The organism is Longimicrobium sp. (genome assembly GCA_036377595.1).
Lineage (GTDB): Bacteria > Gemmatimonadota > Gemmatimonadetes > Longimicrobiales > Longimicrobiaceae > Longimicrobium.
In genome coordinates, this window is the sequence record DASUYB010000041.1 from 23,281 (window position 1) to 30,055 (window position 6,775).

The following is a 6,775-nucleotide window of genomic DNA, read 5'->3' on the forward strand; positions in this document are numbered from 1 at the left end:
CAGCATCCGCGCACTCATATCAGCACTTTCCTCAGATCTCCCGCGCATCCGCGATCCGGTACGCGTATCCCTGCTCGCAGAGGAAGAGCTGGCGCTTCATCGCGTACTCCTGCTCCTCGGTGTCGCGGCTGACCAGCGTGTAGAAGTGCGCCTGGTTGGCGCCCGGCTTGGGGCGGAGGATGCGTCCCAGCCGCTGCGCCTCTTCCTGCCGCGAGCCGAAGGTGCCGGAGATCTGGACCGCGACGGCGGCGTCGGGGAGGTCGACGGCGAAGTTCGCCACCTTGCTTACCGCCAGCACGGGGATGCGCCCCTCGCGGAAGTCGCGGTAGAGCGTGTCGCGCCTGCGCTGCCCCGTGGTGCCGGTGAGCACGGGCACGCCGAGCTGGTCCGCGATCCACGCGATCTGCTCCACGTACATCCCGATCACCAGCGCCGGTTCGCCGGCGTGGCGCTCCAGGATGCGGCGGACCACCGGCAGCTTGTCGGGGTTCTCGCTGGCGATGCGGAACTGCTGCCGCGGCTCCGCCGTCGCGTACGGCATCCGCAGTGATTTCGGCAGGGGCACCCGCACTTCGGTGCACTCCGCCTTCGCGATCCATCCCTGCCCCTCGAGCTCCTTCCACGGCACGTCGGCCTTCTTGGGGCCGATCAGGGCGAAGACGTCGTCCTCGCGCCCGTCCTCGCGGACCAGCGTGGCGGTCAGCCCCAGGCGGCGGCGCGCCTGCAGCCCGGCCGTCACCTGGAAGACGGGGGCGGGAAGGAGGTGCACCTCGTCGTACACGATCAGCCCCCAGTCGCGGCGGTCGAACAGCTCCAGGTGCCGGAAGGGCGCGTCCGCCTTCTCGCGGTGGGTGAGGACCTGGTAGGTGGCCACGGTCACCGGGCGGATGTCCTTCGCCAGCCCGCTGTACTCGCCCACCTGGTCCTCGTGCAGCGTGGTCTTGTCCAGCAGCTCGCCGATCCACTGGCGCACGGCGGTCACGCTGGTGGTCAGGACCAGCGTGGAGCTGCCGACGCGTGCCATGCACTCCATCCCCACCACCGTCTTCCCGGCGCCGCAGGGGAGGACGACCACCCCGCTCCCGCCGCGTTCGCTCCCGCCTGCGTGGAAGGCGCCCGCCGCGTCCGCCTGGTAGGCGCGCAGGGTGAACGACTCGCCCGCCCGCGTGGTCTCGCGGAGGGAGATGGGGAGCGGCTCGCCCTGGGTGTATCCGGCCAGGTCCTCGGCGGGCCAGCCGGCCTTCACCAGCGCCTGCTTCAGCCGCCCGCGCTCGGCCGCGGGAACGCGGAAGGTGGCCGGCGAGATGCGGTCGCCCAGGTGCGTCGCCACCCCGCGGATGCGGCCGACGAGCTCCGCCAGCTCCGGCTCGTCGGCCTCCAGCACCAGGCCTTCCGCCCCGCGCACCATCCGCAGCCGCCCGTAGCGCGTGGCGGCGTCGCGGATGCTCGTCTCCACGACGGAGGGGACGGGGTATTTCGAGAACTCCTGGAGCGCGCCCACGATCTCGTCCGGACCTGAGCCGGCCGCGCAGGCGTTCCAGACGGAGAGCGGGGTGATGCGGTAGGTGTGGACGTGCTCGGGGCTCTTCACCAGCTCCGCGAACGGGGCGATGCGGTCGCGCGCCTCGGCGAAGCGCGGGCTCCCGACCTCGGCCAGCACGGTCTGGTCGCCCTGCACGATCAGCGGGTTGTCGGGGCGGTACTGCGTCACGCGGGAAACGGCGGGGATGTGGATGGAAGGACGGGCGTGTGCCGTGGACGGGTCAGTCTAACGAATGGTGGCGGAGGATGAAAGTAGGCGCGGTGAACGGGTGCGCCGGAGCCGCGGGACCGCCGCGCTCCGGCGGCAGTCCCGGGGCGCGTGGCGCCGATGACTATTTCTGGCAGATGATGTTGAGCACCGCCGGTGTGGCGATGTAGTCGTCCCAGAATCCCTTCCCGTACTTCTCCTCCAGTTCCGGGGGGATCAGGTAGGGCTCGATCTTCCAGGAGCGGAATCCCACGGTCCGGAATGCCTCCTCGTAGGCTTCCCAGGGGAGCCAGCTGAAGTCGAACTCCACCGTTCTATCGCCCAGGAACAGCGTGGCATGCAGCGTCGATCCCTCGTGGAGGGTCTCGCCCACGAGGTCGTGCCTGACGCCGTATTTGCTCAGGTCGCGGGTGGGTTGCGCCGGGAGGAGCGGATTCGCGTTGCCCGTCACGAAGTGCTGGCCGGGCTCGAGGTTGTCGTAGATCGTCCGCGCCATCCCGAGGAGCTCTTCGCGGCTGCGGGCGTAGTTCAGCAGGTACGCGGCCGTGACGCGATCGAACGAGCCGATCCTGCCGAGCGCCGCGACGTCCGCCACGTGGTATTCGATGCCCAGCGGCTGCGCCTCTTCCTGCCGGCGGGCCAGACCGACCATCTCCGCCGAGACGTCGACGCCCACCACGTGCCCGGCTCCCCAATGCTTGAGGAGGCGCGTAACCAGCCCGTTGCCGCAGGCCAGGTCCAGGACGGAAAGGCCGGTGACGTCGCCCAGCCGGTGACGGAGCGAGTACCACTCGGGCTCGCGGATCGGCAGGAGGCCGGCGATCTCCTGGTACTCGCGGGCAATCGTGTCGTACTGCGCCATGGGTCCTCCTTGCAGCGAAGGGGGGACTGCATGGATGTATGGATGATTGTCCCTCGCATTTGGCGCCAGAGTTCCGCAGCGGGGCGGGGGACTGGAGGTCGGGGATCAAGGCGGCGTCGCCCAACCGCGGCTGGCGCAACGAGTCGTCAGCGCGCGGGGTGGCTCCTGGGGAAAGCGGGAAAGAAGAAAGTGAGGACGCGGTAGAGCTTTGCCCTCCGCGTCCGTTTTCGTGCGGCTATTTGTGACAGGTGATGTGCATCGCCGAGGGTGCGGCGATGTACTCGTCCCCAGAAGCCCTCGCCGCGCTTCTGTTCCGAGTCCGGGGGGATCAGGAACGGCTCGATCTTCCACGAGCGGAATCCCACCGTCCGGAATGCCTCCTCGTATGCCTCCCAGGGCAGCCAGTGGAAGTCGAAGTTACCCGCCTGCCGAGCGGGATGGAAGGCAGCACGTATGGAAGACGGAAAGCGCCCCGCGGCCGACTGCCGCGGGCCGCGTCTTCTGGGGTCCCGAGCTCAGAGTCCGAACCGCTCCGTCACCTGCCCGGCCAGCTCGGCCTCGGTCATGGTGGGCTCGACGGCGATCACCTGCAGGTCCAGGCGCCTGGCCTCCTGGTGCAGGCGCTCGGTGAACATCCGGTCGCGCTCGAGCAGGTTGCCCAGCGCCCGGTCCGGGTCGCTGGTCTTCCGGGCGATCTCCCACAGCGTGCCTCGATTGTCGAACGCGGCCCGGCGGAACCCGGGCGTCGGCAGGAGCCAGACGGCGTGGCGGGGGTCGGCGAGGAGCGGCTTCACCAGCCGCGGCAGCAGGCGGAAGCCCTCCGCGATCACGCCGGGCCGCGTGGGAAGGCGCAGGAGGTCTTCGAGGATGAGGTGGAAGCCCTCGCCCCGGAACCAGTGGAAGGTCTCCAGCATGGTTTGAGGAGGCCGGTTCAGCCATCGCTCGTCCATGTCCATGGCGGCGAACGCGGCCAGCAGCGGCGAGTCGCCGGGAGCGCTGCGGCGGGCATGGTCCGGCATGACCTCGTCGGTGGAGTAGAGACGCAGCCCGTGCCGTTCCGCCAGGCGGCGGGCGATGGTTGACTTGCCGGCGCCGCTCCCGCCCCCGATCCAGTAGACGTGCGCCAGCCGTTCCCGCAGCGCAGCGGCATCGGTGGTCTCTCCGGGCCCAGGTTCGCGTCGCATCCTTCTCGCGGGGCGGCCGTCAGCCGGGCAGCGGCCGGGCGATCAAGTCCTGAAAGCCCGCGAAGAATTCCCCCACGTCGAGGCCGTCGACCAGTGCGTGGTGCACCTCCACGCAAACCGGCACGTACCAGGCCCCGCCTTCCGCGTACCGCTTGCCGAAGGTGAGCTTGGGGACGGAGTCTTCCCGCCGCATCGCGTTGGTGAACGAGGTGAAGCGGATCCTCAAACGCAAGGCGGTAGGTCAGGTTGGCAATGAGGGAGCCGAGCGTTTCGCCGCGTACCGGAATGGAATTGTCCTCCCTATCTGAGTATCGATAATATGTGGTGGCAACGCCACCCGAATCGTCAACGCCGGCAAACAGTTCTTGTTCGTCGCTGTCCGGCTTCAAAGGAATAAACAAGTTCCTTGCACAAATGAATGTTGCAACGTCGGCAACACAAACTGCATCGGGAAGAAGTGCGGGGTGTGGTGAAAGCTGATGAAAGCTGTCAATTGATTGTTCTATTCGCGCTTCCACCGTGTCCTGATCTCCACGCCAAGAATGTGAGTGCGCGAGTAAGCCGTAGTAAATCGGACGGATCAGTTCGAGGTAGGGTGTCCCGGTGCGACGTTCAAATAACTCCTTGATGGTCTGTGCGTTGGAAAAAAACTTTTGGAGGTCGGTGCGACGTAGGCGGAGCTTGCATTCGAACGCAGCAACCACGCCTGCCGCAAAGTAGTACTTCTCCTTCCGGAGTGCATGTGGATAATGCGGCTGAAGGACGAGAACATCTACTTGCGGACTGCTATCCCCCAGTTCGTTGAGTATGCGACCCTTCGTTACAACAGGGTAAGTGGCTGGAATCCAGCTTCGGAGAACCTCAGCCCAAGTCTCCTCAACCTGATCACCCGCCGTTCCAGGGTCTTCGTGGACGCGCCTTGTCACCCGCTCAAAATCTCCCGCGAGTTGCCGTTGAAGGTCCACCATATAGTCGGAGAACTCATGCCTCACTTGGTCGCTCGAGATACGCTCTCGCCACCGACGTGGCATTTCGAACTGAAGCCAGTAGTTGCGGTTCATTCGCGATTTAGTTCTGAGATGAGAGACTCCAATTCGCGTATTCGTGCACGCGCGATTTGTGTGAGCGCCGATCTCCACTCACCCGGCGGAGAGCGGAACGCAGAACTGGATCGATCGAGTCGAGCCCTTGCAACGGTGCTTACTGACACTCCCGCTGCCTCCGCGATTTCATCAGCCGTTATCCGCCGCGTCAGAATATCGCTCGCAGTCTTGAAATCCATGCTCAAGCTCCTTTGGATAGAGCGGCATTGACATCAATCCCTCATGGACATACCATTCTATCCAGTAGGGCGAAAGCAAGGCTGGCCGCTCTCCCGCCAAGAAGATTCGACCAGCCTCTCACGCGAACCGACCCGAAGGCCGTCCGCTCGCCAACGTTAGCCCTGCCTGGCGGCCAAGGTCAAGAGGATTGGAGGCCACGATGCGCGCTGACCAGACCACCGCCGCCCCCGCTCCCGCCGCCGAGCAGCAGCCCGCCTACACCATCGCCAAGCGGAAGGACACCCACTGGTGGGAAGTGCGCGATCCCGCGGGCGAGTTGGTGTGCCTCACCGTGTACCGCCGCGGCGCGCGCGAGGTGGTGCGGCTGCTCGCCGCTTGACGCGGAGGCAGTGTCGGACGCTCGGTGGCCGCGGATAAAACCCTGCGGCTGCCAGCGTATTTAGTACGAGTCTGAGGCGAAGTATCAGAATCAGCTGCTGGACTGCATCCGTTTGGAAAGATTCGCGTCCTCCACCTACGGTAAGGAACGGAATCGGAATCAGATGTGACGAGAGCAAATGCGAAATTTTGCCGGGTGGGCGAATGCCTCACGGACCTCTATTCCCACTGTACGCGAGCAGTCGATTGCCGCCTTTCGGTCCGCCGCATTCATCTTCAGGCCAAGAATGACCCCTACCATCGCGCCCTCGCCCAAATTGTGCGTAGTGTCGCCTGTCTTCGAGACGACACGGACCTCACGTTCATACCTCCACGAATTTGCCTTCATAAAAAGAGCATCGACGATCGTTGCGGGAGTTAGCCGAGGGCGAGCGGCCAAATACTGAACTTTACGGCACCGGTTGAGGAATGGATCGCGAGCAGTATCGAAGATTAACACCGCACCGGTGTGATTATGAGCATAATGTGCCCACATTACTGGGCAGTCGCTCCTGGTCGACATCGAGAATATACCAATCGCGGAGAGTTTAGCGTTGACCCGGGTCGCGATTTCCTGGCGAGTAGCGTTGGAATATCGGTGCTCCTCATCTTGGGCTAAAGCATAGAACGGCAGAGCCTCTTCAAACTCCGCTTGGTCATACACTGCCTCCAGCACACGCAGGAACTCGTCATCTATATTCTCATACTTGCTGTACTTATGCTGGAATGGACCGATCGATTGAGATGCGGCCCAGATCTCCTTCATGTCGCGGGCAATGTTTAAAGAGAGTAATCTCGCCCTTTGGGTCATCTGCCATGCCTCTGTCACGCCTTCCTCAAATTGATGCTCTGAAAGCCTGATCGGATGTATAAGCTCGGCCGGGTCGTTCAGCCGGTCCTTCTTGGGTACGAAGATGCGTTGCTGCAGGACTGAATCAAATGCGTATTCGGTCCAACGTGTGTACTTAAAGGTGATCATGCCGTTGAGAGGTCTATGGTGGAAGAGGATGGGGTGCGGCCCTGGTTATCGGGTTAATTCCATCCTAGGTTGTCCCGATGTCAACCAAACATGTGGAGGCAACCGTCCTACTCACCACATTTTGGGTTTTCACTCGGTGATATGTTGAGTTGTGTGCCTGTTATTACTCCGGACGATAAATAGTTTGCATATTGCAGACTGGAGCGATATATTGGGGGCATGGAAAATCGTGATGCGCGGTCCCTGTCCCCGGCTGCCCAGGAAGAAAAGCGGCGCATCGCCGTGCACGCGGTGCGAACG

The 6,775-nt window shown here is 64.0% G+C and carries 6 protein-coding genes; 1 reads left to right on the top strand and 5 read right to left on the bottom strand.

Going from position 1 to position 6,775, the window contains the following annotated elements; translation table 11 throughout:
* Nucleotides 1-31: 31 nt before the first annotated feature.
* From VF092_06710 to VF092_06725, 4 genes are all read right to left on the bottom strand, one after another.
* Complete coding sequence (locus VF092_06710; GenBank protein ID HEX6746972.1) at nucleotides 32-1,711, bottom strand: DNA repair helicase XPB; 1,680 nt, start codon at nucleotides 1,709-1,711, stop codon at nucleotides 32-34.
* A gap of 163 nt (nucleotides 1,712-1,874) precedes the next feature.
* Complete coding sequence (locus VF092_06715; protein HEX6746973.1) at nucleotides 1,875-2,612, bottom strand: class I SAM-dependent methyltransferase; 738 nt, start codon at nucleotides 2,610-2,612, stop codon at nucleotides 1,875-1,877.
* Nucleotides 2,613-3,127: 515 nt separating this feature from the next.
* A complete protein-coding gene (locus VF092_06720; protein HEX6746974.1) occupies nucleotides 3,128-3,796 on the bottom strand; it encodes a hypothetical protein in 669 nt (222 codons plus the stop codon).
* Nucleotides 3,797-3,815: 19 nt separating this feature from the next.
* A complete protein-coding gene (locus tag VF092_06725; protein HEX6746975.1) occupies nucleotides 3,816-4,022 on the bottom strand; it encodes a CatA-like O-acetyltransferase in 207 nt (68 codons plus the stop codon).
* A 1,256-nt stretch (nucleotides 4,023-5,278) separates the two neighbouring features.
* Between VF092_06725 and VF092_06730 the strand changes: the two genes are divergently transcribed.
* Nucleotides 5,279-5,458 (top strand): hypothetical protein, encoded by a 180-nt coding sequence (locus VF092_06730; GenBank protein ID HEX6746976.1) that lies wholly within the window; start codon nucleotides 5,279-5,281, stop codon nucleotides 5,456-5,458.
* A 159-nt stretch (nucleotides 5,459-5,617) separates the two neighbouring features.
* Here VF092_06730 and VF092_06735 read toward each other — a convergent pair whose 3' ends face one another.
* Entirely contained in the window at nucleotides 5,618-6,475 is an 858-nt protein-coding gene (locus tag VF092_06735; protein HEX6746977.1) for a DUF2971 domain-containing protein, read from the bottom strand.
* Nucleotides 6,476-6,775 lie beyond the last annotated feature (300 nt).

Excerpts from the sequence above, each read along its gene's own strand:
- VF092_06715 (HEX6746973.1), bottom strand. The coding sequence starts at position 2,612 with ATGGCGCAGTACGACACGATTGCCCGCGAGTACCAGGAGATCGCCGGC.
- VF092_06720 (HEX6746974.1), bottom strand. The coding sequence starts at position 3,796 with ATGCGACGCGAACCTGGGCCCGGAGAGACCACCGATGCCGCTGCGCTG.
- VF092_06730 (HEX6746976.1), top strand. The coding sequence starts at position 5,279 with ATGCGCGCTGACCAGACCACCGCCGCCCCCGCTCCCGCCGCCGAGCAG.
- VF092_06735 (HEX6746977.1), bottom strand. The coding sequence starts at position 6,475 with ATGATCACCTTTAAGTACACACGTTGGACCGAATACGCATTTGATTCA.